The sequence below is a fragment of the Streptomyces sp. NPDC093065 genome, assembly GCF_044754585.1.
GTDB lineage: Bacteria > Actinomycetota > Actinomycetes > Streptomycetales > Streptomycetaceae > Streptomyces.
In genome coordinates this window covers 24,142-49,080 of sequence record NZ_JBIVPJ010000024.1, presented here as the reverse complement: position 1 = coordinate 49,080, position 24,939 = coordinate 24,142, and the positions used below count along the sequence as shown (strand labels likewise).

The 24,939-nt window shown below is 72.6% G+C and carries 26 protein-coding genes; 13 read left to right on the top strand and 13 right to left on the bottom strand.

The window, feature by feature from the left end:
- Window positions 1-27 precede the first annotated feature (27 nt).
- The gene (locus ACIQFU_RS31950) at window positions 28-1,446 is read left to right on the top strand and encodes a hypothetical protein (protein ID WP_402556198.1); all 1,419 of its coding nucleotides are present in this window, start codon (window positions 28-30) and stop codon (window positions 1,444-1,446) included.
- A 30-nt stretch (window positions 1,447-1,476) separates the two neighbouring features.
- Here ACIQFU_RS31950 and ACIQFU_RS31945 read toward each other — a convergent pair whose 3' ends face one another.
- A complete protein-coding gene (locus ACIQFU_RS31945) occupies window positions 1,477-1,890 on the bottom strand; it encodes a VOC family protein (protein WP_402556196.1) in 414 nt (137 codons plus the stop codon).
- Between the two features lie 276 nt (window positions 1,891-2,166).
- Between ACIQFU_RS31945 and abc-f the strand changes: the two genes are divergently transcribed.
- The 8 genes from abc-f to amaP all read left to right on the top strand — a co-directional run bounded on the left by abc-f (window position 2,167) and on the right by amaP (window position 7,840).
- Window positions 2,167-3,765, top strand: coding sequence for a ribosomal protection-like ABC-F family protein (abc-f, locus tag ACIQFU_RS31940; protein WP_402556195.1), 1,599 nt, complete (start codon window positions 2,167-2,169; stop codon window positions 3,763-3,765).
- Window positions 3,766-4,116: 351 nt separating this feature from the next.
- Window positions 4,117-4,338: a helix-turn-helix domain-containing protein gene (locus ACIQFU_RS31935; RefSeq protein WP_003976983.1), complete on the top strand. Its 222-nt coding sequence runs from the start codon at window positions 4,117-4,119 to the stop codon at window positions 4,336-4,338.
- 168 nt (window positions 4,339-4,506) lie between these two features.
- The gene (locus tag ACIQFU_RS31930) at window positions 4,507-5,310 is read left to right on the top strand and encodes an enoyl-CoA hydratase/isomerase family protein (protein WP_402556193.1); all 804 of its coding nucleotides are present in this window, start codon (window positions 4,507-4,509) and stop codon (window positions 5,308-5,310) included.
- A 163-nt stretch (window positions 5,311-5,473) separates the two neighbouring features.
- Window positions 5,474-5,956 carry an Asp23/Gls24 family envelope stress response protein gene (locus ACIQFU_RS31925; RefSeq protein WP_402556191.1) on the top strand — a complete coding sequence of 161 codons (483 nt, stop codon included), beginning with the start codon at window positions 5,474-5,476 and terminating at the stop codon, window positions 5,954-5,956.
- Between the two features lie 57 nt (window positions 5,957-6,013).
- The gene (locus ACIQFU_RS31920) at window positions 6,014-6,199 is read left to right on the top strand and encodes a hypothetical protein (RefSeq protein WP_031047637.1); all 186 of its coding nucleotides are present in this window, start codon (window positions 6,014-6,016) and stop codon (window positions 6,197-6,199) included.
- Window positions 6,196-6,579 carry a hypothetical protein gene (locus ACIQFU_RS31915; RefSeq protein WP_402556189.1) on the top strand — a complete coding sequence of 128 codons (384 nt, stop codon included), beginning with the start codon at window positions 6,196-6,198 and terminating at the stop codon, window positions 6,577-6,579. The genes ACIQFU_RS31920 and ACIQFU_RS31915 overlap by 4 nt, the downstream gene beginning before the upstream one ends.
- Entirely contained in the window at window positions 6,576-7,256 is a 681-nt protein-coding gene (locus ACIQFU_RS31910) for a DUF6286 domain-containing protein (protein WP_402556188.1), read from the top strand. The genes ACIQFU_RS31915 and ACIQFU_RS31910 overlap by 4 nt, the downstream gene beginning before the upstream one ends.
- Window positions 7,253-7,840, top strand: coding sequence for an alkaline shock response membrane anchor protein AmaP (gene amaP / locus ACIQFU_RS31905; protein WP_402556187.1), 588 nt, complete (start codon window positions 7,253-7,255; stop codon window positions 7,838-7,840). Before ACIQFU_RS31910 ends, amaP begins: the two co-directional genes overlap by 4 nt.
- Window positions 7,841-7,854: 14 nt before the next feature.
- Here amaP and ACIQFU_RS31900 read toward each other — a convergent pair whose 3' ends face one another.
- From ACIQFU_RS31900 to ACIQFU_RS31870, 7 genes are all read right to left on the bottom strand, one after another.
- Window positions 7,855-8,610, bottom strand: a complete 756-nt coding sequence (locus ACIQFU_RS31900) for an SDR family oxidoreductase (protein ID WP_402556186.1) — start codon at window positions 8,608-8,610, stop codon at window positions 7,855-7,857.
- Window positions 8,611-8,614: 4 nt separating this feature from the next.
- Window positions 8,615-10,402 (bottom strand): glycoside hydrolase family 15 protein, encoded by a 1,788-nt coding sequence (locus ACIQFU_RS31895; protein ID WP_402556185.1) that lies wholly within the window; start codon window positions 10,400-10,402, stop codon window positions 8,615-8,617.
- A 64-nt stretch (window positions 10,403-10,466) separates the two neighbouring features.
- Window positions 10,467-11,258: an SURF1 family protein gene (locus ACIQFU_RS31890; protein ID WP_402556184.1), complete on the bottom strand. Its 792-nt coding sequence runs from the start codon at window positions 11,256-11,258 to the stop codon at window positions 10,467-10,469.
- 205 nt (window positions 11,259-11,463) lie between these two features.
- Window positions 11,464-11,697, bottom strand: coding sequence for a hypothetical protein (locus ACIQFU_RS31885; RefSeq protein WP_003976994.1), 234 nt, complete (start codon window positions 11,695-11,697; stop codon window positions 11,464-11,466).
- A 98-nt stretch (window positions 11,698-11,795) separates the two neighbouring features.
- On the bottom strand, window positions 11,796-12,785 hold the full coding sequence (locus tag ACIQFU_RS31880) for a DEDDh family exonuclease (protein WP_402556183.1): 990 nt from the start codon (window positions 12,783-12,785) through the stop codon (window positions 11,796-11,798).
- 137 nt (window positions 12,786-12,922) lie between these two features.
- Complete coding sequence (locus ACIQFU_RS31875; protein WP_402556181.1) at window positions 12,923-13,930, bottom strand: CopD family protein; 1,008 nt, start codon at window positions 13,928-13,930, stop codon at window positions 12,923-12,925.
- Between the two features lie 117 nt (window positions 13,931-14,047).
- The gene (locus ACIQFU_RS31870; RefSeq protein WP_402556179.1) at window positions 14,048-15,583 is read right to left on the bottom strand and encodes a S8 family peptidase; all 1,536 of its coding nucleotides are present in this window, start codon (window positions 15,581-15,583) and stop codon (window positions 14,048-14,050) included.
- Window positions 15,584-16,057: 474 nt separating this feature from the next.
- Between ACIQFU_RS31870 and ACIQFU_RS31865 the strand changes: the two genes are divergently transcribed.
- From ACIQFU_RS31865 to moaA, 3 genes are all read left to right on the top strand, one after another.
- Window positions 16,058-16,414, top strand: a complete 357-nt coding sequence (locus tag ACIQFU_RS31865) for a DUF485 domain-containing protein (protein ID WP_402556177.1) — start codon at window positions 16,058-16,060, stop codon at window positions 16,412-16,414.
- Window positions 16,411-18,045, top strand: a complete 1,635-nt coding sequence (locus ACIQFU_RS31860; RefSeq protein ID WP_402556175.1) for a cation acetate symporter — start codon at window positions 16,411-16,413, stop codon at window positions 18,043-18,045. Before ACIQFU_RS31865 ends, ACIQFU_RS31860 begins: the two co-directional genes overlap by 4 nt.
- 166 nt (window positions 18,046-18,211) lie before the next feature.
- A complete protein-coding gene (gene moaA / locus ACIQFU_RS31855) occupies window positions 18,212-19,201 on the top strand; it encodes a GTP 3',8-cyclase MoaA (RefSeq protein WP_402556173.1) in 990 nt (329 codons plus the stop codon).
- Here the strand turns inward: moaA and ACIQFU_RS31850 are convergent.
- On the bottom strand, window positions 19,198-19,437 hold the full coding sequence (locus tag ACIQFU_RS31850) for a hypothetical protein (protein WP_402556171.1): 240 nt from the start codon (window positions 19,435-19,437) through the stop codon (window positions 19,198-19,200). The genes moaA and ACIQFU_RS31850 overlap by 4 nt on opposite strands.
- Before the next feature lie 210 nt (window positions 19,438-19,647).
- Window positions 19,648-20,046, bottom strand: a complete 399-nt coding sequence (locus ACIQFU_RS31845) for a DUF3099 domain-containing protein (protein ID WP_402556169.1) — start codon at window positions 20,044-20,046, stop codon at window positions 19,648-19,650.
- Between the two features lie 262 nt (window positions 20,047-20,308).
- On the opposite strand from ACIQFU_RS31845, the gene ACIQFU_RS31840 reads away from it, so the two are divergent.
- Complete coding sequence (locus ACIQFU_RS31840) at window positions 20,309-20,590, top strand: GlsB/YeaQ/YmgE family stress response membrane protein (RefSeq protein ID WP_402556168.1); 282 nt, start codon at window positions 20,309-20,311, stop codon at window positions 20,588-20,590.
- Between the two features lie 90 nt (window positions 20,591-20,680).
- Here ACIQFU_RS31840 and tyrS read toward each other — a convergent pair whose 3' ends face one another.
- The 3 genes from tyrS to ACIQFU_RS31825 form a co-directional block, all read right to left on the bottom strand.
- Window positions 20,681-21,949: a tyrosine--tRNA ligase gene (gene tyrS, locus ACIQFU_RS31835; RefSeq protein WP_402556308.1), complete on the bottom strand. Its 1,269-nt coding sequence runs from the start codon at window positions 21,947-21,949 to the stop codon at window positions 20,681-20,683.
- 69 nt (window positions 21,950-22,018) lie between these two features.
- A complete protein-coding gene (locus tag ACIQFU_RS31830; protein ID WP_402556167.1) occupies window positions 22,019-23,416 on the bottom strand; it encodes a metallopeptidase TldD-related protein in 1,398 nt (465 codons plus the stop codon).
- Entirely contained in the window at window positions 23,413-24,936 is a 1,524-nt protein-coding gene (locus tag ACIQFU_RS31825) for a TldD/PmbA family protein (protein WP_402556165.1), read from the bottom strand. The genes ACIQFU_RS31830 and ACIQFU_RS31825 overlap by 4 nt, the downstream gene beginning before the upstream one ends.
- Between the last annotated feature and the right edge of the window lie 3 nt (window positions 24,937-24,939).

The window sequence follows — 24,939 nt, the reverse complement described above, 5'->3', positions numbered from 1 at the left end:
CGGACCGTCAACCGGAAGACTGCACCCGTGACGTCCCGTATCCCGCGCGACTCCAGGCTTCGACTCGTCCGCCACCGACCCCTGGCCGCCGCCCCCCAAGCGATGAACCAGCGGCGTCCGCGCCGCCCCGCGCCGCGTCCCCCGGAGGGCACACCGGCCCGGTCGGAGCTGGCCAGAATGGCACGCTCCGGTCTCGCCGACGCGGCCCGTATCGCCCGCTGGGCCGACTCCGCCCTCGGCCCCGGCCGCGGCAGCGCGACCGCCGACGGCAAGGCCACCCTGTCCGACACCACCGCCGACCACGCGGCCAGCGAACTGGGCCTCACCGTGGCCAAGGTGCGCGCCGACTGGGACACCGCCCGCCTCGCCGGGCTGATCGAGGTGCACGGAGACACCGCCCGCCCCGGCTGGCGGCTGCGCGCCTGGAACCGCGACGACAGCGCCGTGCTGCGCGGCTGGGTCGCCCTCTTCGACGCCTGGTCGCTCGCCCACCCCGAGCCCGCGGAGGGGCCCGCGGTCGTCGCCGAGGTCGTCTCCGCGATGCCCCAGGTGCTCTCCTTCCTCCAGCTGTCCGCCGGACCCGTCCCCGTGGCGCAGCTCCTGGACCTGCTGGAGCAGCGCGTCACCGAACTGCGCACCGAACGCTGCGAGGTGCCCTACGGTCCCCGGCTGGAGCCCGGCACCGCGGGAGCGGTCCCGCCCGCCCCGGACCCCGCCGACGACACCCTCCTCGCCCCCCTCCTCGACTGGGCCCTGCACGCCCTGGTCTCCGTCGGCGCCCTCACCTGCGGCGACGGACACGCCACGCTCACCCCGCTCGGCAACTGGGCGGTCTGGGTCAAGCTGGAGCAGATCTGCGTCGCCGCGCAGAGCCCGGCCGGCAACATCGAGCAGTCGGCCGAGGGCATGCTCCGCGGCTGCGGCCGGCTCCGCCCCAACGCCGCCCGCGACGAGTACCGCGCCTGGCTCGCCGCCCGCCCCGTCGGCAGCGCCGTCGCCGAACTGCTCGGCGCCGCCCGCGGCGAGGACGCCCTGCTGCGCGGCCTCGCCTTCGACGCGCTGCGGGTCGTCGGCGCCCCCGCCGAGCCCGACGTCCGCGGCGTCCTCGACGAGCCGACGCTGCGCCCGTACGCGCTGCTGTGGCTGGCCGAGCACGACGGCGCCGATCCCGAGGACGCCCACGAGGTCCTCACCCGCCCGGAGGCCACCTGGCTGTGGGTCGACACCGCGGCGGCCGTCGCCGACCACGGGGAGGCCCCCCTGCTCGTACGGCACCTGGAGTCGGCGGTGCAGGCCACCGTCCCGGCCCTGCTCGACGAGGTCCGCGCGGTCGGCCACCCCCGCACCGTGCAGGTCCTGGTCGCCCTCGCCGCGGCGCACCCCGACCCCGCCCTGGCCAAGGCCGTCCGAAGGGCGGCCTTCCAGGTCCACACCGGGAGCAGCTGAGCCGTCCCGTCATGGGCGCGGCGCCGGAGGCTACCCGCGTACCTCCGGCGCGTACGTCCCGAAGCTCCAGATGTTGCCCTCCAGGTCTCGGGCCATGTAGTCCCGCGAGCCGTAGTCCTGGTCGGTCGGGGGCATCAGGATCTCCGCGCCGTGCTCCACGGCCCGCCGGTGATGGGCGTCGACGTCCGTCACCACGACGTACACCCCCGAGGGGCCGCCGTTCTTCATCGCCTCGTCGAAGCGGCCGCCCTTGCCCTTCGAGCCGAGCATGACCGCGCCGTTGCCCTGGACCAGCTCGGCGTGGGCCACCGAGCCGTCCTCGTCCTCGTACACCGCGAGTCCGGTGAAGCCGAAGGCCTCGGTGAGCTGCCGGATCGCCGCCTTGGCGTCCGCGTACTGGAGCGTCGGGTAGACGCTCGGACGCCCGTCCTCGTTGCCTGCCATGCCGATCACTTCCCTGTGAGCCGGTGGTCCGTCGTGACTGACCGAGCCCGTGGCCCGCAGGCCGCTTTGGACTCGTTCGCCCAGTCTTGCACCGGCCACTGACAACGCCCCGGCGACGCTCGGACCGTCCGCCGGCCGGGCCCTGGCGGCGCTCGCGGGAAAAGTGGTTGCACCGCCCCGTTAGACTGGCCCCCATGGCCATTCTCCTCGTGCACTAGACGGCGGGATCCTCCACAGCCGCCCACCCCGCCAATCCACCCGCCCAGGAGTCTGACCGTGATCTCCGCCTCCGGCATCGAGCTGCGCGCCGGTGCCCGTGTCCTCATCGAGAGCGCCACCTTCCGCGTCGCCAAGGGCGACCGCATCGGCCTGGTCGGCCGCAACGGCGCCGGCAAGACCACTCTCACCAAGGTCCTGGCCGGCCAGGGCCAGCCCGCCGCGGGCGCCGTCACCCGCTCGGGCGAGGTCGGCTACCTCCCGCAGGACCCGCGCACCGGCGACCTCGACGTGCTCGCCCGCGACCGCATCCTGTCCGCCCGCGGCCTGGACACCCTGATCCGCAAGATGCGCGAGAACGAGCAGCGCATCGCGAACGGCCAGGGCGCCACCCGCGACAAGGCGCTCAGGCAGTACGAGCGCCAGGAGACCGAGTTCCTCACCAAGGGCGGGTACGCCGCCGAGGCCGAGGCCGCCACCATCGCCGCCGCGCTCAACCTGCCCGACCGGGTGCTCGGCCAGCCCCTGCACACGCTCTCCGGCGGTCAGCGCCGCCGTATCGAGCTGGCCCGGATCCTGTTCTCGGACGCGGACACCCTGCTGCTCGACGAGCCGACCAACCACCTCGACGCCGACTCGATCGTCTGGCTGCGCGACTACCTGAAGACCTACCGCGGCGGCTTCATCGTGATCTCCCACGACGAGGACCTGGTCGAGACGGTCGTCAACAAGGTGTTCTACCTGGACGCCAACCGCTCCCAGATCGACGTCTACAACATGGGCTGGAAGCTCTACCAGCAGCAGCGCGAGGCCGACGAGAAGCGCCGCAAGCGCGAGCGCTCCAACGCCGAGAAGAAGGCCGCCGCCCTGCACTCGCAGGCCGACAAGATGCGCGCCAAGGCCACCAAGACGGTCGCCGCGCAGAACATGGCCCGCCGCGCCGACAAGCTGCTCAGCGGCCTGGAGGCGGTCCGCCAGTCCGACAAGGTCGCCAAGCTCCGCTTCCCGGAGCCCGCGCCCTGCGGCAGGACCCCGCTGACCGCCGAGAGCCTGTCCAAGTCGTACGGCTCCCTGGAGATCTTCACCGACGTCGGCCTGGCCATCGACAAGGGCTCCCGGGTCGTCATCCTCGGCCTCAACGGCGCCGGCAAGACCACCCTGCTGCGCCTGCTCGGCGGCGTCGAGAAGCCAGACACCGGCCGGGTGATCGAGGGCCACGGCCTCAAGCTCGGCTACTACGCGCAGGAGCACGAGACCCTCGACCCCGAGCGCACCGTCCTGGAGAACATGCGCTCGGCCAACCCGGACCTCGACCTCGTCGACGTCCGCAAGACGCTGGGCTCCTTCCTGTTCTCCGGCGACGACGTCGACAAGCCCGCCGGGGTCCTCTCCGGCGGCGAGAAGACCCGTCTCGCCCTGGCCACCCTCGTGGTGTCCTCGGCGAACGTGCTGCTCCTCGACGAGCCCACCAACAACCTCGACCCGGCCAGCCGCGAGGAGATCCTCGGCGCGCTGCGCACCTACAAGGGCGCCGTCGTCCTCGTCACCCACGACGAGGGCGCCGTCGAGGCGCTCCAGCCGGAGCGGATCATCCTGCTTCCGGACGGCGTCGAGGACCTGTGGGGCGCCGACTACGCGGACCTCGTCGCCCTCGCGTGAGCGTCGCCCCCGCTTGATCGAATGGATGATCCACCGGTGATGGATCATTCGGCCGATACGTGATCCACCATCTGTGTGAGATCTCCTCATCAAGAGGTGTGTCCTACATCGATTTCGCGGCCGGGCCCCTTGTCGGGGGGCTCCGGCCGCATCGCCTTTCTGACCAGGAAATTCGCGGGAAAACCCGTTCGGCCGAACGGGCCCGATTCTTTGGAATCGCAGATTCCGCATGTGGGGACCCGCTCCTGTCGTCACAACCTTGTCTCATCGACCTTGCCGAATGGGTGGCCATGAGCGCCGGGAGGGGTGATCATGAGAAGACCAGAGCGCACTTCCCATGAGGAGGCACGGGTGGCCGAGACTCTGAAGAAGGGCAGCCGGGTTACCGGCGCCGCGCGCGACAAGCTCGCGGCAGACCTGAAGAAGAAGTACGACGCCGGTGCGAGCATCCGGGCGTTGGCCGAGGAAACCGGCCGCTCGTATGGCTTTGTGCACCGCATGCTCAGTGAGTCGGGCGTCACGCTCCGAGGGCGTGGCGGGGCTACCCGGGGCAAAAAGGCCACATCGGCCTGACGTCCCGGGCGGCCCCCGGCTCCCAAGGTGTTCCGAAAGTGATGGTGGCCACCCGGTCGGTCGTCCGACCGCTCGGGTGGTTACTGTGCAGTCACTTAGCCCTGCTGTCGCACGGCGCAGCGTCCGTCGCGCGGCGGGGACGACGACCGCACCTTTCGGAGGCGCCCCATGGCTTCGCCCGCCCACGACCCCGGTCCCGCACTCGACCAGGACGGCGTGCGGCTCACCGTCGACGACGCGATCGCCACGGTGACGCTGACCAACCCGGCCAAGCGCAACGCGCAGAGCCCCGCTCTGTGGCGGGCGCTCGCCGAGGCCGGCCGGCTGCTGCCCGGCTCCGTCCGCGTCGTGGTGCTGCGTGCCGAGGGCAAGTCCTTCTCGGCCGGGCTCGACCGGCAGGCGTTCACGCCCGAGGGCTTCGACGGCGAACCGTCGTTCATCGACCTCGCGCGGGGCGGCGACGCCGAGCTGGACGCGACCATCGCCGAGTACCAGGAGGCGTTCACCTGGTGGCGGCGCAGCGACCTCGTGTCGGTCGCCGCCGTGCAGGGGCACGCCATCGGGGCGGGCTTCCAGCTGGCCCTCGCCTGTGACCTGCGGGTCGTCGCGGACGACGTGCAGTTCGCCATGCGCGAGACCAGCCTGGGCCTCGTACCGGACCTGACGGGCACGCATCCCCTGGTGTCCCTCGTCGGATACGCCCGCGCGCTGGAGATCTGCGCGACCGGGCGCTTCGTCGCGGCCGAGGAGGCCGTGAGCACCGGCCTGGCCAACCTCGCCGTGCCCGCGGACCAGCTCGACGGCGCGGCGCACGACCTGGTGTCCGCGATCCTGGCCGCACCGCGCGACGCGGTCGTCGAGACCAAGGCGCTGCTCCAGGGCGCCCGGACGCGGGACTACGAAGCCCAGCGCACCGCCGAACGCGCCGCGCAGGGACGCCGGCTGCGCGACCTGGCCGGCCTCGGAGAGTAAGGGCGCTCACCAGGGGTCGGCCCTCCGGCCCCATGGCGGCGGCTCCGCGCCCGGTGCGCGCAGCCGCCGCCGTCGTTCCTCCGGCCCGCCCCTTCCATGGCGCGCGCCCGCCCGACCCCGCCTAACGTGGTCACAGGACTACGACCGGAAGGGACGTACGACGATGAGCGACACGGAGAGCCACCGCAGCGGACAGGACACGATCGACAGCCCCGGAGCGGTCAGGGCGCAGACCGGCCGTCGCGGCGGCGGAGACCCCGGCACCCGGGGACGGACCACCATCGCCGACGGCGTCGTGGAGAAGATCACCGGAATGGCGGCCCGCGACGTCGCCGGTGTGCACGCGATGGGCAGCGGAATGTCGCGGACCTTCGGCGCCGTGCGCGACCGGGTCCCCGGCGGGACCAGGTCCGGGGTGACACGCGGGGTGAAGGCCGAGGTCGGCGAGAAGCAGACCGCCCTCGACCTGGAGATCGTCGTCGAGTACGGCGTGTCGATCGAGGAGGTGGCCCGGGACGTACGGGAGAACGTGGTCGCGGCGGTGGAGCGGATGACCGGTCTCGAGGTCGTCGAGGTCAACATCGCGGTGAGCGACGTGAAGCTGCCCGACGAGGAGGACGAGGAACCGGAGCCCCGGATCAAATGACGCGGACCGTGACACGAAGAGGGAAGAGGACCGAGCGGTGATCGAGGGGAGCGCACCATGAGCATGGCCGTGGTCGGCATGATCGCCGGCATGGCACTGGGCTTCGCCGGGTATTTCGGCGGGTTCGGCGCCTTCCTGCTGGTGGCGGCCCTGGGGGCCGTCGGGTTCGTCGTCGGCCGCCTCCTGGAGGGGGACATGGACCTCGGTGACTTCTTCCGCAGCCGCGACGACCGACGGCGGTGACCGGCGTGAGCGACGGGGCCGGCGAGCTCCTCCAACCCCTGGCCCGCGTGGCGCCGGGCGAGCGCGGTGCCACGCGGATCGCCGACCGGGTCGTCGCCAAGGTCGCCGCCCGGGCGGCGCGCGAGGCACTCGGCCCGCTGCACCCGAATGCCGCACGGCCGTACGCCACCGTCGTCGTCCACCACGACAGCGCCCACGTCCGGGTCCATCTCGAACTCGACTACCCGTGCGACATCGGCGCCCGCTGCGGCCGGGTGCGTCACCAAGTCGTCCAGCGGGTACGCGCGTTGGTGGGTATGGCGGTGCCGGAGGTCGCCGTCCGGGTGGAGCGGCTGCACCTGGCGGCGGAGTACGGCGCGAGGCACGGGAGGACGCGATGAGCGAGCCCCAGGGCGCCGGGACGGGAGAGGGCAGCACCCAGCGCCTGCCCGTCGTGGAACGCGGCACGGAGCCGGGCACGGCACCGCCGCCGGACCAGCGCGCACCCGGCCCCCCGGACGCGTCCGGCACCGGCCGGGCCGGCCGCTTCTGGTCCGTGCGCCGCGTCCCCGCCGGGATCGTGGCGCTCGTGCTCCTGCTCCTCGCCGGGGCCTTCCTCTACGACGTCGTCGCCGTGCGCGCCGGCCGGTCCGCGCTCGGCTGGCGCCGCGACCTGGCCCGGCAGCTCGCCGAACGGCCCGTCGACGACACCTGGGTGCTGGTCGGCGCCGGAGTCGCCGCGGCCCTCGGGCTCTGGCTGCTCGTGCTGGCCCTCACCCCCGGACTGCGCCGGGTGCTGCCGATGCGGCGCACGCACCCCGACGTACGCGCCGGGCTGCACCGGGACGCCGCCGCCACGGTGCTGCGCGACCGGGCCATGGAGGTCTCCGGGGTGCAGGCGGCACGCGTGCGGATGCGCCGCCGCAGGGCCCGGGTACGGGCGCTGTCGCACTTCCGGGAACTGGACGACGTACGGGCCGATCTGGACGGCGTGCTCGACGACGCGGTACGCGGCCTCGGCCTGGCCCGGCCGCCCGCCGTGTCGCTGCGGGTCGCGCGCCCCGGACGGAAGGGGTGAGCACGGTGCTCAGAACCGTGAACCGGGTACTGACCGCACTGGTGGGCCTGGTCCTGCTGGCCGTCGGCGGCGCGGTGCTGGCCGTGGGATTCGACGCCCCCGCGCCCTCCTGGTGGGTCCACCAGGGCCCGCACGACGTGCTGCTGAGCAACGCCGAACGGACCCGCTGGCGGGACGCCGGCTGGTGGTGGCCGGTCGTCATCGCGGCGCTCGCCGTCCTGCTGCTGTTCGCCCTGTGGTGGCTGGTCGCGGTGGTACGCCGCCGCAGGCTCACCGAGGTCCTCGTCGACACCGGGGACGGCGAGGGCGCCACCCTGCGCGGGCGGGCGCTCGAGGACGTCCTCGCCGGTGAGGCGGACCGGATGGACGGGGTGGAACGGACCGGCGTCCGGCTGACCGGCCGCCGAGACGCCCCGGCGGCCCGCGTCCGGCTGCTCCTGGCCCCCCACGTGGACCCCGGCACCGCCCTGCACGACCTCACCACCCGGGCCCTGACCCACGCCCGCGACTCGGCGAACCTGCCGTCCCTCCCGGCGGAGGTCCAGCTCCGGGGCGTCAAGCACGGGGCCGAGCGGGTCAGCTGAGGGGCGCGGCCCGCCTAGAACCCGTGCCGCACGCCGCCGTCCACCGGGACCATGACGCCCGTGAGGTACGACGCCGCGGGGGAGAGCAGGAACGCGGACACGCGGCCGAACTCCTCCGGGGCGCCGTAGCGGCGCAGCGGGACGCGGGACTCGGCGGCCGCCCTGGTCGCCTCCGGGTCGGCCGACATGCCGTCCAGCTCGCGCACCCGGTCGGTGTCGATGCGGCCCGGCAGCAGGCCGACGACGCGGATGCCGCGCGGGCCCAGCTCGTCGGCCAGGGACTTGGCGAGGCCCGCGAGACCCGGGCGCAGGCCGTTGGAGATGGTCAGGCCCGGGATCGGCTCGTGCACCGAACCCGACAGCACGAAGCCGATCACCCCGCCGTCCGCCAGCTCGGCCGCCGCCGTCCGGGCGAGGCGCACCGCCCCGAGGAACACCGACTCGAACGACGCCTGCCACTGCTCGTCCGTGTTGTCGGCGACGAACCCGGGCGGCGGCCCGCCCACACTGATCAGTACGCCGTCGAAGCGGCCGAAGCGCTCACGGGCGGTGGCGATCAGCCGCCCGGCGGCCTCCGGGTCGGCGTTGTCGGCGGCCACCCCGACCGCGTCCGGTCCCAGAGCCGAGGCCGCCTCCGCGACGCTCTTCTCGTCCCGCCCCGTGACGACGACCTTCGCCCCGTCGGCGACCAGTTCGCGCGCGGCGGCGTTGCCCAGGCCCCGGGTGGCTCCCGTGACGACGTACACCCGGTCCTTCAGTCCAAGATCCATGGCCCTATCCTGCCTCCTCGTCCCCGAACAGGGCGAGGGCCGTGTTCACCAGGCCGACGTGGCTGAAGGCCTGCGGGAAGTTGCCGAGCTGGTGCCCGGCCACCGGGTCGTACTCCTCGGCCAGCAGTCCCACGTCGTTGGCGAGCCCCACCAGCCGCTCGAACAGCTCCCGGGCCTCCTTCGTCCGGCCGGTCGCGTGCAGCGCGTCCGCGTACCAGAACGAGCACACCAGGAACGTCCCCTCGCCGCCCGGCAGGCCGTCGACCCGGCGGCCCTCGGTGCTGTAGCGGCGCACCAGGCCGTCCCGGGTCAGCTCGGCGCCGATCGCGTCGACCGTACCGACGACGCGCGGGTCGTCGGGCGGCAGGAAGCCCACGCGCGGGATGAGCAGCAGGGAGGCGTCCAGCTCCCGCGAGCCGTAGTACTGGGTGAAGGTGTGGCGCACCGGGTCGTAGCCCTTCTCGCACACCTCGCGGTGCACCTCGTCGCGCAGCGCGCGCCACGCGTCGAGGTCACCGCCGCCCAGTTCGGGACGGTGCTCCAGCGTGCGCACCGCCCGGTCCAGGGCGACCCACGTCATCACCTTGGAATGCACGAACTGCCGGCGCCCGCCCCGCACCTCCCACAGCCCCTCGTCGGGCTCCCGCCACGCCGTGGCCAGGTAGTCCATCAGGGCGCACTGCAGCTCCCACATCTGCGGCCGGGGGCGCATCCCCGCCAGCCGGGCCAGCGACAGGGAGTCCATGACCTCGCCGTAGACGTCCAGCTGGAGCTGGTTCACCGCGTCGTTGCCGATGCGGACGGGCGTGGACCCGGCGAAGCCGGACAGCCACGGCAGCTCGAACTCGGGCAGCCGCCGCTCGCCCGCGACGCCGTACATGATCTGCAGGTCCGCCGGGTTGCCCGCGACCGCGCGCAGCAGCCAGTCGCGCCAGGCCTCGGCCTCCTCCAGGTACCCGGCCGACAGCAGGGCGCCCAGGGTGAGGGTGGAGTCGCGCAGCCAGCAGAAGCGGTAGTCCCAGTTGCGCACCCCGCCCGGCTCCTCGGGCAGCGAGGTGGTGGGGGCGGCCACGATGCCGCCGGTCGGCTTGTACGTGAGCGCCTTCAGGGTAATCAGGGAGCGCACCACGGCGTCCCGGTGCGGACCCCCGTAGCGGCACCGCGCCGCCCACGCGCGCCAGTCCTCGACGCTGTGCTCCAGCGAGACGTACGGGTCGATCAGCGGCGGCCTGGGCTCGTGCGAGGGGTGCCAGGTCAGCACGAACGCGACCTTCTCGCCCGCGGCGACGGTGAACTCCGCGTGCGTCCCGAAGTCCCGCCCCCAGCTGTGCACCTCGGGCTCGCTGCGCAGCCACGCCGAGTCCGGCCCGGCGACGGCCACCCGGTGACCGTCGGACCTGCGCACCCACGGGACGATCGAGCCGTGGTCGAAGCGCAGCCGGAGCACGCTGTGCACGGTGACCTCGCCGCTCAGGCCCTCCACGATGCGCACGAGGTCGGGGGCGCGGTCGCGCTGGGGCATCAGGTCGGTGACGCGGACCGCACCGTCCTCGGTCTCCCACTCGGTGTCCAGGACGAGCGTGTCGGGCCGGTAGGCGCGCCGCGTGCAGCGCTCGGCACCCTTGGGGGCGATGCGCCAGTGGCCGTTGTCCTCGTCGCCGAGCAGCTTGGCGAAGCAGGCGGCCGAGTCGAAGCGGGGCAGGCAGAGCCAGTCCACGGAGCCGTCCGTGCCGACCAGGGCCGCGGTCTGCTGGTCGCCGATGAGCGCGTAGTCCTCGATGTGGGGGTGCACGGGTTGACCCCTTCCCGGCCGGAGCCGGAGCAATCGGATCCGCCCGGGCGCTCCCGCCGCGCGGCTACACCGCCGCGGGTTCCGCCTGTGCCGGCTCCGCCTCCTCGGCGGCCTCGCGCTCGTGCTTCTCGCGGCGGACCAGGAACCACCAGCCGACCGGTACGGCCGCGGCGAACAGCCACCACTGGATCGCGTAGGCGAAGTTCAGCGCCGCGTTCTCGTTGCCCGGCCTGCCGATCGGCTCCGGGGTGTCGTTCTTCGGCTCCGGCGTCTTCAGGACGACGTATCCGCCGAGCACCCGGGCGTCCAGGCGCTCGGCCTGCTGCTCGCTGTTGATGAGCATGATCTGCCGGTCCGGCAGGCCCTCGAGGTCCTTGATGCCGCTCGCCTCGGTCGTCTCGTCGGGCATCAGCCGCCCGGTGACGGTGATCTCTCCCCGGGGCGGCGCGGGGACCTCGGGGAACTCCGTCTGGCTCGGGCCGTCGGCGGGGATCCAGCCCCGGTTGACCAGCATGATGCTGCCGTCGTCCAGCACGAACGGGGTCAGCACGTGGTAGCCGATGTTGTCGTCGGCGTCGGTGCGGCGCCGGACGACGACCTCGCGGTCCGTGTCGAAGCGGCCCGTGGCGGTGACGGTCCGGTACCGCTCACGCGTGGTGATCTTCCTGCCGGGCGCGGTCAGCGACTCCACGGGCACCGGCGACGCCCCGAGAGCGCGCGCGACCAGGTCGTTCCGGGCGGTGCGTTCCTCGTAGCGGTGCATCTGCCAGAAGCCCAGCCGGATCATCGTGGGGATGAGCAGCGCGGCGACCAGTGTGAGGATCACCCACTGGCGGGACAACAGGAAGCGGTACACGCATCGACGGTACCTTGACCGGGATCGGCCCTCGCGAGGAGGTCCCCGCGAGGGCCGTAGCCCCGCTTCTGCGGGGAGCACATGCCCCGCTTGTACGGGCATGGGGTCTACCGCGGGCCATCCCCGCGTCTGCGGGGAACATGTCCGACAGCAGTGCCGCGGCGTGGGTTCGACGGGGGCTTCTGCCGACGGTCGTGCGAAGCGCTCAGACCTTGTCGACGATCCCCGCCCTCCCCTCCGCGCGGGCGCAGTGGGCGCCGCAGAACCAGTGGCCGTCGACCTCGACGCCCTGGCCGATGATCTGCACCCGGCAGTGCTCGCAGATCGGGGCCATCCGGTGGATGGCGCAGGAGAAGCAGTCGAAGACGTGCACCGCTCCCTGGGCGTGGACCTCGAAGGTCATTCCGTAGTTGTTGCCGCAGACTTCGCATGTCGCCATGCGCCACAGGTTGGGGCGTCCCCGCGAACGCGGGCGAGCGGGCGCCGGGCGAGTCGCCCGGAATCACCCGTCCGTACGGCTCCGCGGGGCCGCGCGCCTCAGGACCCGCCGTCCGCGGGCTCCACGTCCGCGAGCAGCTGCCCGAACGCCGCCTCGTCCACCACCGGCGTGCCGAACTGCCGGGCCTTGACCACCTTGGAGGTGCCCGAGTCCGGGTCGTTGGTGACCAGCAGGCTGGTCAGCCGGGACAGACTGGTCGCCACGTGCAGCCCCGCCTCGACGGCCCGGTCCTCCAGCAGGTCCCGCTCGACGGAGGTGTCACCCGAGAAGGCGACCCGCATGCCCTGCTTGAGTCTTTTGCCCTCTTCGTACCGGCCGGGGTTGGGATAGGGGCATGCGGGCCTTTTGCGGGAGGGGCGCCAACTGCCGGGCCGGTAGCCCCCGTAGCCCGCCTGCTGCCCGATCCGGGGCGCGGGGTCGGACCACTCGGTCAGCGGCCGGCACTCGTGCAGCGGTAGCCGCACGTCCCCCGCCGCCGCGGCCAGCAGGCTCGGCCGGAACGCCTCCGCCAGCACCCGCGCGTCGTCCAGTGCGTGGTGCGCCCGCTGCTGTACGACGCCGAAGTGCGCGGCCAGCGACTCGAGCTTGTGGTTGGGCAGCGGCAGGTCCAGCGCCTTGGACAGGGCGATGGTGCACAGCCGTTGCCGCACCGGCGCCTCGCGCCGCGCGCGTGCGTACTCGCGGGCGATCATCTGCCAGTCGAAGACGGCGTTGTGCGCGACGAGGACCCGCCCGTCCAGCCGGGCCGCGAACTCCTCGGCGACGTCCGGGAAGAGCGGCGCGTCCCGCAGCACGTCGTTCGTCAGACCGTGTATCCACACCGGTCCCGGATCGCGCTGCGGATTGACCAGGGTGTACCAGTGGTCCTCGACCTCGCCGCGGGAGTCCAGCCGGTAGACGGCCGCCGAGATGATGCGGTCGTCGCGGGCCAGGCCGGTGGTCTCCACGTCGACGACCGCGTACCCCTGCGGATACGCGGCCGGCCACGCCGTGGCGGACGGCGCTGCGGTCGTGCGGTCTTCGAGCATGGTCAATGAGGATACGGGCCGGGACGGACACTCCGGTCCCGCAGGGGTCCCGCACCGTCAAGTTCCGCCCCGCCGGGAAGCGTTGCGGCACCCCTCACGCACCCGCAGCCGGGCCGGCGCCTCCTGCGGCCCGGCGCTCACCAGCGGATCGGCACCGGAAGCGCCGTCAGGAGCCCCGACACCGCGACCACCACGCCCAGCGCGACGACCTCCGCGCGCGCGGGGGAGCAGGCGGCCAGCGGGTCGTCCGCGCGGCCGAGCCGGATCCTGGCCCACAGCGCGAGGACGGAGACGGCGGCCACCAGCAGCACCTTGGCGAGCAGGACACGCCCGTAGGCGGTGTCCGTGAGCTGGTCCAGGATCGTGCCCGCAGGCATCCGGCGCAGCGAACTGCACACGCCGGTCGCCGTGAGCGCGGCCAGCAGAACGGCCGCCACGCGCGCGTAGAGCCCCAGCAGCGCGGGACCCGCCTCCGCGCCCCGCCAACGCCGCAGCACCCGCAGCGCGTACAGCAGACCGCCCACCCACAGCGAGGCGCACGTCAGATGGACGAGGGTCAGACCGGAGCCGAGCAGTGGGCTGTACTCGGTCGTGGGGTGCGCGCGCAGCGCGTCCGCGACGATCACGGCGGCCAGCGGCCACACCTGGAGCCCAGGCCGGCGCGAGGTCGCGCACAGCCAGGCGGCGAGGAACCCGTTGACCTCCAGGAGCGCGAGCTTGCCGTCGCGGGTGGCGTAGAGGCCGCCGACGTCGATGTCGGCGGCGGAGTCGGGCACCAGGTTGCCCGTGGCCACCACCGAGGCCAGCCCCAGCGCGGCGACGAATCCGGCGGCGCCCGCGTACGGCGACCAGCTGCGCGGCCGCCGCGGGGGAGCGCCCGGCAGCGACCGGGCCAGCCGGTTGACGAAGAGTTCGCCGAGCGGCACGCTCAGCGCGGCGAAGAGCACCGTGCGCAGCAGGGCGATGCCGCCGGTGCCGGGTGCCTCGGCCTCCCCGGTGCCGTGCAGCGCGGGGGACGGGCCGAGCGCGGGTATCAGCGCGCCGAGTGCCACCAGTACGAGTACGGCCACGGTCCGGCCGGTGCCGGGGGGCCGTGAGTGGCGTCCGGTGCCGGTGGTCCGGGAAGGGGGTCGTATCGAGGTCACCCCAGGATCTTCACGAAGTCGTCAGATCCGGGCAAGTTCCGCAGCGGGCCGGGCGGCTGCCCGGCCCGCTTCACGCGCGCGTGCCGATCACACGCGTGCTCGTCGGCGCGGCACCGGTTACCAGGTCACCGCGTCCAGCGCGTCGACCATGCCCCAGCCGTAGAAGCCGTTGCGGTTCTTGGGGCCCTCGCAGACCGCGTCGACCTTGCCGTCGCCGTCGATGTCGTACGGCTTGGTGCACGCCTTGGCGTCGGCCTCGGCGTACAGCAGGGCCTTGACCGCGGCGGGGGAGGCGTGCGGGTGCGTCGACTTGATGAGGGCGGCGACGCCCGCGACGTGCGGCGAGGCCATCGACGTACCGGCCATGTAGCCCCACTGGCCGCCGGGCAGCGTGCCCAGGATCAGTCCGCTGGTGGCGGGCGGCTCGGGCGTCTGGTAGGCCGTCGAGTCGCCGCCGGGTGCGGCGATGTCGATGATGCCCCGACCGTAGTTGGAGAAGGACGACTTGAGGCCCTTCGCGCCGGTCGCCGCGACCGTCACGACACCCGGCAGCTGGGTCGGGATGTCCAGGCACTTCGACGGGTCGACCGTGCGGTCGCCGGGCGTGGTGTCGTTCGGCGAGGACGGGTCGGTGATCTCGTCGGAGGTGAGGTCGTAGTTCTCGTTGCCGGCCGCGGCGACGTTGACCGCGCCCTTCTTCTCCGCGTACCGCGTGGCCCGCGAGACGGCCTCGACGAGCGCCTTCTGGTCCGGGTCGTCCTTGCAGTTGAAGTACCACGGGTCGGTGTAGTAGCTGTTGTTGGTCACGTCGACGCCGTGCTCGGCCGCCCACATGAAGCCGCAGACCACGGCCTCGGTGTAGAAGAAGCCGTCGGGGTTGCCGACCTTGATGCCGGACACCTTGACCCCGGGCGCCACGCCGGTCATGCCGATGCCGTTCTTGGCGGCGGCTATCTCCCCGGCCACGTGGGTGCCGTGCGGGCTCTCGGACGCGCTCGGCCGCCAGGCGCCGTCGGTGGTGTCCGGCTTGCCCGCGACGCAGTTGACGGACGCCTTGCGGTCGAAGTTCGGGGCGATGTCCGGGTGGGTGTCGTCGACGCCGGTGTCGAGGACGGCGACCGTCACCTTCTTGCTGCCCAGTGACTTCTTGTGCGCCTTGTCCGCCTTGATGGCCGGGAGGTCCCACTGGAGCGACTCCAGCGGGTCCTGGCCCTCGGCCTTGGCGGACGCCTTGGCCGCGGCCAGCTCCGCACCGCTGAGCACCTTCGGCGCGCCCGTGTCGGTCGTGGCGGCCGAGGGCAGGGGCGCGGTGCGGGTGGCACCGGCGGACTGCACGCCGCGCACCTTGCGGACGCTCTTGGCGAAGTCCGGGTCGGCGGAGTGGACGACGATCACGCCGATCCGGTCGTACGACGTGACGATCGTGCCGCCCGCCTTGGCTATCGCGCGGCGCACGGTGGACGAGGGGCCGTGCCCGGGGGAGACGTTGACGACGTAGCTGAGCGAGGTCCCGTCGGTCGCCGCGGCGGGGGCGGCCCCGGCGGCGGGAGCCGCGGTGGCCGGGGTGCCCGGCAGGAACGCCAGCGACGCTGCCACGGCCAGGCCGGCCGGGATCGCGAGGGCGCGGCGGTGACGCGGGTGGGGTGCGGTCATGCGTGGTGTCTCCAGTCCGTCGGGAAAGCTCGGGAAACTCGTGATGCCGGTGCGTGGCAGGGAGGCAGAGGCGCCTTCGGGGCGGGCCGAGAGGCCCGCGTCACGTGGCTCACCTTGCTTCCGACCCCTGCACACCCGGTGCGGCCGGCACCGCGAGGGCGAGCCCGGGTCTGGAGCGCGGAGCGCTCGGGGAACGCAGATGATCCATGGGGTCTCCACATCATCGGCAGACGGCACCTGCCCGGAACACGGGTGACGGTCCGGGCAGGTACATGACGTAGCGGTGCAGGGTGAAGCTATCCCCCGAAGTCGCTGGCCAGCAATGACCCGCCGGGGCCGACTTCGGAAAGTGCCAAGGGCGTTGAACCGGTCCCCGCGGGGCGCCGTGTCGTTGGACAGGGAGCCCGAGCACGACCGGCCCCTGCGAGAAACACCGAGGTCCAAGCCGTCATGTCCGTCGTACGAGGAGACTCCGTGGCCACCGACGCACCGCCCCCCTCGAAAGAGGAACGCCCACTTCCGTCCGCCGAGGAGTTCTCCGAAGTGCAGCAGAGCGCCGAGTTCGCCGAACTGCGCCGCTCCTTCCGCTCCTTCGCGTTCCCGCTGACCGTCGCCTTCGTGGCCTGGTACCTGCTCTACGTGCTGCTGTCGAACTACGCCGGCGGCTTCATGGGCACCAAGCTCTTCGGCAACATCAACGTCGCGTTCGTCTTCGGCCTCGCCCAGTTCGTCACCACGTTCCTCATCGCCTGGTGGTACTCGCGGCACGCCGCCGCGAAGCTCGACCCCAAGGCCGAGGCCATCAAGTCCCGGATGGAGGGCGGCGCATGAGCCCCGCACAGTCCGTATTCGCCGCCGAGCTCGCCGCCAACGAGGCGAGCGAGCACCGGCCGCTGATCATCACGCTCTTCGCGGTCTTCGTCGCCGCGACGCTGTTCATCACCGTCTGGGCCGGCCGCCAGACCAAGGACGCCGCCGACTTCTACGCGGGCGGCCGCCAGTTCAGCGCCTTCCAGAACGGCCTCGCCGTCTCCGGCGACTACATGTCGGCCGCGTCCTTCCTCGGCATCGCCGGCGCCATCGCCCTCTTCGGTTACGACGGCTTCCTCTACTCCATCGGCTTCCTGGTCGCCTGGCTGGTGGCCCTGCTCCTGGTCGCCGAGCCGCTCCGGAACTCCGGCCGCTACACGATGGGCGACGTCCTCGCCTACCGCATGCGCCAGCGCCCGGTGCGCACCGCCGCCGGCACCTCCACGATCGTCGTCTCGATCTTCTACCTGCTGGCCCAGATGGCGGGCGCGGGCATCCTCGTCTCGCTGCTGCTCGGCATCACCTCCGACGCGGGCAAGATCCTCATCGTCGCCCTCGTCGGCGTCCTGATGATCGTGTACGTCACCATCGGCGGCATGAAGGGCACCACCTGGGTCCAGATGGTCAAGGCCGTGCTGCTGATCGGCGGCACCATCCTGATCACCTTCCTGGTGCTGCTGAAGTTCGACTTCAACATCTCCGACCTGCTGGGCAAGGCCGCCGAGAACAGCGGCGCGGGCTCCGCCTTCCTGGAGCCCGGCCTCCAGTACGGCGGGAGCGGCACCACCAAGCTCGACTTCATCTCGCTGGGCATCGCCCTGGTGCTCGGCACCGCCGGCCTGCCGCACATCCTGATCCGCTTCTACACGGTGCCCAACGCCAAGGCCGCCCGTAAGTCCGTGAACTGGGCCATCGGCATCATCGGCGCCTTCTACCTGATGACCATCGCCCTCGGCTTCGGCGCGGCGGCACTCATCGGCAAGGACGAGATCGTCGCGTCCAACCCGTCCGGCAACACGGCCGCGCCGCTGCTCGCGCTGCACGTGGGCGGCGTCGACTCGGCCTGGGGCGCGATCCTGCTCGCCACCATCTCGGCGGTGGCCTTCGCGACCATCCTCGCCGTCGTCGCGGGCCTCACCCTCGCCTCGTCCTCGTCCTTCGCGCACGACATCTACGCCAACGTCATCCGCAAGGGGCAGGCCACCGAGAAGGAGGAGATGCGGGCGGCCCGCTGGGCGACCGTCTTCATCGGCATCGTCTCCATCGCGCTCGGTGCCCTCGCCCGCGACCTGAACGTGGCCGGCCTGGTCGCCCTGGCCTTCGCGGTCGCCGCCTCCGCCAACCTGCCGACGATCCTGTACAGCCTGTTCTGGAAGAGGTTCACCACCCAGGGCGCCCTGTGGTCGATCTACGGCGGCCTGATCGTCGCCGTCGGCCTGGTGCTGTTCTCGCCCGTCGTCTCCGGCGACCCCACGGCGATGTTCCCGGACGTCGACTTCGCCTGGTTCCCGCTGAAGAACCCGGGCCTCATCTCCATCCCGTTCGGCTTCCTGATGGGCTGGCTCGGCACGATCCTGTCGAAGGAGGAGCCCGACAAGGCGAAGTACGCGGAGCTGGAGGTCAGGTCCCTGACCGGCACCGGCGCGCACTGACGCCCCGCCCCACCGGCACGGACGCGGCCGCTCGTAGATCCCTACGACGCGGCCGCGTCCCACGTCGTGGGTTCGGGCGGCTGTCGATGTCGCACCGGTCACGTAGGCTCGACTGTGTCGGAGGAGAGAAGTGCTCCACCGATCCGCGTCGAGGGAGGGGGCCCACGTGCTCATCGACACCTACGGCCGAGTGGCCACCGACCTGAGGGTCTCGCTCACCGACCGCTGCAATCTGCGCTGCACCTACTGCATGCCCGAAGAGGGCCTGAAGTGGCTCGCCAAGCCCGACCTGCTCACGGACGACGAGATCGTCCGCCTCATCGACATCGCGGTCACCTCCCTGGGCATCGAGGAGGTCCGCTTCACCGGCGGGGAGCCGCTGCTGCGCCCCGGTCTGGTCGGCATCGTCGAGCGCGTCGCCGCCCTCTCCCCGCGCCCCCAGATGTCCCTCACCACCAACGGCATCGGCCTCAGCCGCACGGCGACGGCCCTGAAGGCCGCGGGCCTGGACCGGGTCAACGTCTCACTGGACACCCTGCGCCCGGACGTCTTCAAGACCCTCACCCGCCGGAACCGCCACAAGGACGTCCTGGAGGGCCTGGAAGCCGCCCGCGAGGCCGGACTCACCCCGGTCAAGGTCAACAGCGTCCTGATGCCGGGTCTCAACGACGACGAGGCCCCCGACCTGCTCGCCTGGGCCGTCGAGCACGACTACGAGCTGCGTTTCATCGAGCAGATGCCGCTGGACGCCCAGCACGGCTGGAAGCGCGAGGGCATGATCACCGCGGGTGACATCCTCGCCTCCCTGCGCACCCGCTTCGAGCTGACCGCGGAGGGCGCCGGGGAGCGCGGCTCGGCCCCGGCCGAACGCTGGACCGTGGACGGCGGCCCGCACCGCGTCGGCGTCATCGCCTCCGTCACCCGCCCGTTCTGCGCGGCCTGCGACCGCACCCGCCTGACCGCCGACGGCCAGGTCCGCACCTGTCTGTTCGCCACCGAGGAGACCGACCTGCGCGCGGCCCTGCGCTCCGACGCCCCCGACGAGGAGATCGCCCGCATCTGGCGCCTGGCCATGTGGGGCAAGAAGGCGGGCGCGGGCCTGGACGACCCGACGTTCGTGCAGCCGGACCGCCCGATGTCGGCGATCGGCGGTTAGGACCCGCCCGACCCGCCGGATGCCTCCGGGGCCTCCCACTCGGCGAGCGGGACCACGTCCTTCAGGAAGCCCCGCACCCCGAGGAACTCGGACAGGTGCTCCCGGTGCTCGTCGCACGCGATCCACGTCTTGCGGCGCTCCGGGGTGTGGATCTTCGGGTTGTTCCACGCCAGCACCCACACGGCGGCGGTGCGGCAGCCCTTGGCGGAGCAGATCGGGGTGGTTTCGTCACTCACGGTTTCTTCTCACAGGTCCCCGCACAAGGCGACGCCGAGCAGCCACGGGGGGAGCTGCCCGGCGTCGGTCCGTCGCTCCGACGGGGGATGCGGAGCGCGTACGAAGTATGTCACGGCCCACCCTTCGCCGGGCCCGGAACAACACGAATTCATCTGAGCATTTCTTCGGCCTGGCGTGGAATCGACGCTGCCCCGAAGGGGGTGCCGCGGTCACGGCCGACCGCGTGACTCGCCGGTCGCCGCCGGCCCGGGATCGGCCGCCGCGCCCTCCGGGACGGATTCCGCCGCCCCGGTCCCGGCCCGCGGCGGCGTGATCATCGGCGGGGTCGGCGCCGTCACGAACGTCGACGGCAAGGATGGCGCGTTCTCACGCCCGGCGTTGGCGATCACGACCGCGATGTACGGCAGCGCCGCCCCGAGGACCAGGGCCGCGATCGCGACGTGCCGTTCCACGTTCCACAGGCAGACCGCGAGGACGACCGACACCGTACGGATCGCCATCGAGATGACGTACCGGCGCTGCCGCCCGCGCACGTCCTCCTGGAGTCCCGTCCGGGCCCCGGTGATCCGGAACACCTCGGCACTGCCGCCGGCACTCTGCTTCCGCATCTGGTTCCACCATCCGCCCGCATCGGACTTCCCCGCCCCGCTCTCGTCCGCGGCCGCTCGGGGACACCGGTCCCGGACAACTCACCACGTTACGCCGCGCCTGCGCCGCTCACGAGACCGGGGCGCCCGCGGTCCGGCCGCACCGTGTGCGCCGCACGGCGTAGGCACCGGTAACCCGTTCGGCCGTATGCGGCATGCGCCGTACGCGGTACGGCCGAACACTGGTGGCAATGCTCGCGTAGTGCCGGACGAGGAGGCAGCCATGGGCTGGTTGTGGGCGATCATCGTGGGATTCGTGCTCGGCTTGATCGCCAAGGCGATCATTCCCGGCAAGCAGCACATGCCGCTGTGGCTGACCACCATCTGCGGCATGATCGGCGCGATCGTCGGCAACGCGATCGCCCGCGCGGCCGGCGTCGAGGCGACCTCCGGCATCGACTGGTGGCGGCACCTGTTCCAGCTGGTGGCTGCGATCATCGTGGTCGGCCTCGGTGACGCGGCCTACACGGCGGTACGCGGCAAGCGGCGGCGCGAGCGGGCCTGACCCGCACCGGGCGGACATCCGGGCAGGCGAAGGGGCGCTCCCCGGCAGCCGTACGGCGCCGGGAAGCGCCCCTCGCGCGTGCGTGCCCGCTCAGGCGCCGGTGATCTCCACCGCGGCCAGGTTCTTCTTGCCCCGGCGCAGCACCAGCCAGCGCCCGTGCAGCAGGTCCTCCTTGGCGGGGACGGCGTCCTCACCGGCGACCTTGGCGTTGTTCACGTAGGCGCCGCCCTCCTTGACCGTGCGGCGCGCGGCGGACTTGCTGGCCACCAGGCCGACCTCGGCGAGCAGGTCGACGACCGGGGCCGGCTCGGTGACCTGGACGTGCGGCAGCTCGGAGAGGGCCGCGGCCAGCGTCCGCTCGTCCAGCTCCGCCAGGTCGCCCTGGCCGAAGAGGGCCTTGGACGCGGCGATCACGGCGGCCGTCTGGCCGGCGCCGTGCACCAGCGTCGTCAGCTCCTCGGCCAGCGCACGCTGCGCGGCCCGCGCCTGCGGACGCTCCTCGGTCTGCCGCTCCAGCTCCTCCAGCTCCTCGCGGGAGCGGAAGGACAGGATGCGCATGTACGCCGAGATGTCCCGGTCGTCCACGTTCAGCCAGAACTGGTAGAACGCGTACGGCGTCGTCATCTCCGGGTCGAGCCAGACGGCGCCGCCCTCGGTCTTGCCGAACTTGGTGCCGTCCGCCTTGGTCATCAGCGGCGTCGCGTAGGCGTGGACCGTCGAGTCCGGCTCCAGTCGGTGCAGCAGGTCGAGGCCGGCCGTGAGGTTGCCCCACTGGTCGCTGCCGCCCTGCTGCATCGTGCAGCCGTACCTCCGGTGGAGCTGGAGGAAGTCCATCGCCTGGAGCAGCTGGTAGCTGAACTCCGTGTAGCTGATGCCCTCGGAGGACTCCAGGCGCCGGGCGACGGAGTCCTTGGTCAGCATCTTGTTGACCCGGAAGTGCTTGCCGATGTCCCGCAGGAACTCGATCGCCGACAGGCCCTCGGTCCAGTCGAGGTTGTTGACCATCACCGCGGCGTTCTCGCCCTCGAAGGACAGGAACGGCTCGATCTGGCCGCGCAGCCGCCGGACCCAGCCCGCCACGGTCTCCGGCGAGTTCAGCGTGCGCTCCGCGGTCGGACGCGGGTCGCCGATCTGACCCGTGGCGCCGCCGACCAGCGCCAGCGGCCGGTGCCCGGCCTGCTGGAGCCGGCGCACGGTGAGCACCTGCACCAGGTGCCCCACGTGCAGGGATGGTGCGGTCGGGTCGAAACCGCAATAGAACGTGACGGGACCGTCCGCGAGCGCCTTGCGCAAAGCGTCCTCGTCGGTGGACTGGGCGAACAGCCCGCGCCACTTCAGCTCGTCGACGATGTCCGTCACGGTTCTCGTGTCTCCCACATGTTCATGATCTTCGGGCGGTCGGCAGTCGGGTGACGGCCGACTACGAGGTTATACGCCCTGACTGACAGAGCTCATGTTGAAATCGGGGACCCGCAGCGCAGGCATCGCGGCCCTGGTGAACCAGTCGCCCCACTCCCTGGGCAGCGTCTTCTCGGTCCGCCCCGCCTCCGAGGCCCGCCCCAGCAGATCCACCGGCGACTCGTTGAACCGGAAGTTGTTCACCTCGCCGACGACCTCGCCGTTCTCGACGAGGTAGACGCCGTCCCGGGTCAGCCCGGTCAGCAGCAGCGTCGCCGGGTCGACCTCGCGGATGTACCAGAGGCAGGTCAGCAGCAGCCCGCGCCCGGTGCCCGCGACCATCTCGTCCAGGGACCGGTCGGGGTCGCCGCCGTCCAGGATCAGGTTGCCGCTCGCCGGGGCCACCGGCAGCCCGGTCAGATCCGCGCTGTGCCGGGTGGTCGTCAGCCGGTGCAGCTCGCCGTCCCGGATCCAGTCCGTCGCCGTCACCGGCAGCCCGTTGTCGAACACCGACTGGTCGCCGCCCGACGAGTGCGCGACCACGAACGGCGCGCTCTCCAGACCGGGCTCGTGCGGATCACTGCGCAGGGTCAGCGGCAGCGCGCCGATCCGCTCGCCGAGCCGGGTGCCGCCGCCCGGCTCGGAGAACACCGTGCGCCCCTCGACCGCGTCCCGCCCGGAGGCCGACCAGTACTGGTAGATCAGCAGGTCCGCGACCGCGGTGGGCGGCAGCAGCGTCTCGTACCGTCCCGCGGGCAGCTCCACCCGCCGCTCGGCCCAGCCCAGGCGTACGGCCAGCTCGGCGTCGAGCGCCGCCGGGTCGACGTCCTCGAAGTCCCGCGTGGCCCGCCCCGCCCACGCCGACCGGCTCCGGTCCGGCGACTTGGCGTTCAGCTCCAGCGTCCCGTTCGGCTGGTCGTGCCGCAGCCTGAGCCCCGTAGACGTGCCCACGTACGTCGAGGTCATCTCGTGGTTGGCGAACCCGTACAGCTCCCGGCCACCGGCACGCGCGCGTGCGAACGCCTCCCCGAGCGCGGGCGCGAAGTCGGCGAAGACCGCCGACGAGGTCTCGGCGGGCGCGTCGGTGAAGTCCGGTGACGCCGGCCCGCCCGGGACCAGCGGCTGGGCGTCCTCGGCCGGACCGGCACCCCGCGCGGCGGCCTCGGCGGCGCGGACCAGGGGCTCCAGCTCGTCCGCGGTCACCGCCGAACGCGACACGACCCCGGACGCCGTGCCCTGTTGCCCGTCGACGGTGGCGACGACCGTCAGCGTGCGCCCCCGAGTGACGCCGTTGGTGGTCAGGGCGTTGCCCGCCCAGCGCAGGTTGGCGGTGGACTCCTCGTCGGCGATGACGACGCACCCGTCGGCCCGGGACAGCTCCAGCGCCCGCTCGACGATCTCGTGCGGCTTGTTGGTCCCGGCGCTCATCGGCCCGCCTCCTGGGTGGTGTTCAGAATGTTGACTCCCTTGAAGAGGGCGGACGGGCAGCCGTGCGACACGGCCGCGACCTGCCCCGGCTGGGCCTTGCCGCAGTTGAAGGCGCCGCCCAGGACATACGTCTGCGGGCCGCCGACGGCCGCCATGGACCCCCAGAAGTCGGTGGTCGTCGCCTGGTACGCCACGTCCCGCAGCTGTCCGGCTAGCCGCCCGTTCTCGATCCGGAAGAACCGCTGACCGGTGAACTGGAAGTTGTAGCGCTGCATGTCGATGGACCAGGACCGGTCACCGACGACGTAGATCCCGCGGTCGACGCCGCCGATCAGGTCCTCGGTGGACAGCCCGCCCGGATCCGGCCGCAGCGACACGTTGGCCATGCGCTGCACCGGCACGTGCGCGGGGGAGTCGGCGTAGGCGCACCCGTTGGACCGCTCGAAGCCGGTGAGCCTCGCGATCCGCCGGTCGAGCTGGTAGCCCACCAGCGTGCCGTCCTTCACCAGGTCCCAGGACTGGCCCTCGACACCCTCGTCGTCGAACCCGACGGTCGCCAGCCCGTGCTCGGCGGTGCGATCGCCGGTGACGTTCATCAGCTCGGAGCCGTAGCGCAGCTTGCCGAGCTGGTCGAAGGTGGCGAAGGAGGTGCCGGCGTAGGCGGCCTCGTAACCGAGCGCCCGGTCCAGCTCGGTGGCGTGCCCGATGGACTCGTGGATGGTCAGCCACAGGTTCGACGGGTCCACGACCAGGTCGTACAGACCCGCCTCGACGCTCGGCGCGCGCATCTTCTCCGCCAGCAGCTCCGGGATCCCGGCCAGCTCCGCGTCCCAGTCCCAGCCGGTCCCGGTCAGGTACTCCCAGCCCCGCCCGGCCGGCGGCGCCAGCGTGCGCATGGAGTCGAACTCGCCGCTGGAGTCGTCCACCGACACGGCGGTGAGCACCGGGTGCAGCCGCACCCGCTGCTGCGTCGTCACCGTCCCCGCGGTGTCGGCGTAGAACTTGTTCTCGTGCACGGTCAGCAGCGATGCGTCCACGTGGTCGACCCCGTCGGCCGCCAGCAGCCGCGCGCTCCAGTCGGCCAGCAGCGCCGACTTCTCCGCGTCGGGCACGGTGAAGGGGTCGATCTCGTACGCCGAGATCCAGGTCCGGTCGGCGTGCACGGGCTCGGCGGCCAGCTCGACCCTCTCGTCCGACCCGGCGGCGCTGAGCACCCGCGCCGACAGCTTCGCCATCGCCACCGCCTGCGAGGCGACCTTGGCGGCGGCGTCCAGGGTGAGGTCCACGCCGGACGCGAAGCCCCACGTGCCGCCGTGCACCACCCGCACCGCGTACCCGAGGTCGGTGGTGTCCGAGGACCCGGCGGGCCTGGCGTCCCTGAGCCGCCAGGAGGCGTTGCGCACCCGCTCCAGGCGGAAGTCGGCGTGCTCCGCACCGAGGGAACGCGCACGGGCGAGGGCGGCGTCGGCGAGGGCGCGTAGGGGGAGTGCCGTGAAGGCTTCGTCGATGCGGTGAGGCACCTG